We start from the raw sequence: 2,059 nt of genomic DNA, 5'->3' as shown, positions 1-2,059 counted from the left end.
CCGGGCCCCCCGGGGGGGGGCCCCCCCCCCGCGGGGGGCCCCCCCCCGCGGCGGGGGGGGGCCCCCCCCCGGCGGCGGGGGGCCCCCCCCCGGGGGGGGGGGGGGGGGGGCCCCCCCCCCCCCCCCCCCCCCCCCCCTTCTCCGTGCGGGACCCGACGGTCAGCGGGCGCCGATCTCGTCCGTCAGCTGCGGCAGCACCTCGAAGAGGTCGCCGACCACGCCGTAGTCGACCAGGTCGAAGATCGGGGCCTCGGGGTCCTTGTTGACCGCGACGATCGTCTTCGACGTCTGCATGCCGGCCCGGTGCTGGATCGCACCGGAGATGCCCGCCGCGACGTACAGCTGCGGCGAGACCTGCTTGCCGGTCTGGCCGACCTGGTTGGAGTGCGGGTACCAGCCGGCGTCCACGGCGGCGCGGGAGGCGCCGACGGCCGCGCCGAGCGAGTCGGCCAGCTTCTCGACGACGGCGAAGCCCTCGGCCGCGCCGACACCGCGGCCGCCGGAGACCACGATCGCGGACTCGGTCAGCTCGGGGCGGCCGGTGGAGACGCGCGGGGTGCGCGAGACGACCTTCGCGGCGTTGCCGGTGAACGCGACGGTCACGTTCTCGACCGTGCCGGCGGCCGGAGCGGCCTCCGGGGCGGCGGAGTTCGGCTTGACCGTGATGACCGGGACGCCGCGCGTGACCGTCGACTTCACCTGGTACGAGGCGGCGAAGACGGACTGGGTGGCGACCGGGCCGTTCTCGCCGGCCTCCAGCTCCACCGCGTCGGTGATCAGGCCGGAGCCGAGGCGCAGCGCGACGCGGGCCGCGATCTCCTTGCCCTCGCCGGAGGAGGTCACCAGGACGGCGGCCACCTCCTTCTCCTTGGCCAGCTGGGTGAGCGCGTCGACCTTCGGGACGACGAGCTGCTCGGTGAACTCGGCGCCGTCCGCGACGTACACGGTGGCCGCGCCGTACTCGCCCGCCGTGGCGGCGATCGAGGCGGCGGCGTCGCCGGCGCCCAGGACGACCGCCGTGGGCTCGCCGATGCGGCGGGCCAGCGTCAGCAGTTCGAGGGCCGGCTTGCGGACCGCACCGTCGGCGTGGTCCACGAGAACCAGGATCTCAGCCATGATTCGTAGCTCCTGTGTGGGTGAGTGACCGACGGCGGGTCAGATGAACTTCTGGGTGGCGAGGAAGGCGGCCAGCTGCTTGCCGCCGTCGCCCTCGTCCGTGACGATCGTGCCCTGGGTGCGGGCCGGACGTGCGGTGGCCGAGTCGACCAGGGTCCACGCCCCGGCCAGGCCCACCTCGTCGGCGTCGATGTCCAGGTCGTCGAGGTCCAGCTCCTCGACCGGCTTCTTCTTGGCGGCCATGATCCCCTTGAAGGAGGGGTAACGGGCCTCGCCGGACTGGTCGGTGACCGACACGACGGCCGGCAGCGGGGCCTCCAGGAGCTCGGTGGCGGCGTCGCCGTCGCGGCGGCCCTTCACCAGGCCGTCCTCGACGGAGAGCTCCGAGAGCAGGGTGACCTGCGGCAGGCTCAGGCGCTCGGCGAGCAGCGCGGGCAGCACGCCCATCGTGCCGTCGGTCGAGGCCATGCCGCAGACGACCAGGTCGAAGCCGGTCTTCTCCAGCGCCTTGGCCAGGATCGCGGAGGTGGCGATGACGTCGGAGCCGTGGATGTCGTCGTCGTTGACGTGGACGGCCTTGTCGGCGCCCATGGACAGCGCCTTGCGCAGCGCGTCCTTGGCGTCGTCCGGGCCCACGGTCACGACGGTGACCTCGGCGTCGTCGGACTCCTCCGAGATGCGGAGGGCCTGCTCGACCGCGTACTCGTCCAGCTCGGAGAGCAGGCCGTCGACGGCCTCGCGGTCGGTCGTCAGGTCGTCGGCGAAACCGCGGTCGCCGGTCGCGTCGGGGACGTACTTCACACAGACTGCGATCTTCAGGGTCACGGCCTGTCTCCTTTCAACGGGCTGGTGGTTACGGGAGGTTGCGGGCCATCACGATGCGCTGAACCTGGTTGGTGCCCTCGTAGATCTGGGTGATCTTGGCGTCGCGCATCATGCGCTC

Annotated in this window: 3 protein-coding genes; all 3 read right to left on the bottom strand. The window is 73.3% G+C overall.

Annotation, left to right across the window (positions count from 1 at the left end; all coding sequences use genetic code 11):
• Positions 1 to 159 precede the first annotated feature (159 nt).
• Entirely contained in the window at positions 160 to 1,116 is a 957-nt protein-coding gene (locus ACIQFX_RS39105; RefSeq protein ID WP_402473369.1) for an electron transfer flavoprotein subunit alpha/FixB family protein, read from the bottom strand.
• 39 nt (positions 1,117 to 1,155) lie between these two features.
• Positions 1,156 to 1,941, bottom strand: a complete 786-nt coding sequence (locus ACIQFX_RS39100; protein ID WP_366042841.1) for an electron transfer flavoprotein subunit beta/FixA family protein — start codon at positions 1,939 to 1,941, stop codon at positions 1,156 to 1,158.
• Between the two features lie 28 nt (positions 1,942 to 1,969).
• The coding region (locus ACIQFX_RS39095) for an acyl-CoA dehydrogenase family protein (protein WP_144385854.1) at positions 1,970 to 2,059 on the bottom strand (90 nt) is incomplete at its 5' end.

Origin of the sequence: Streptomyces sp. NPDC093089, assembly GCF_044754405.1 — a bacterium.
Lineage (GTDB): Bacteria > Actinomycetota > Actinomycetes > Streptomycetales > Streptomycetaceae > Streptomyces.
Note: the sequence above shows the minus strand (reverse complement) of the source record. Positions and strands in the feature narration are given on the sequence as shown.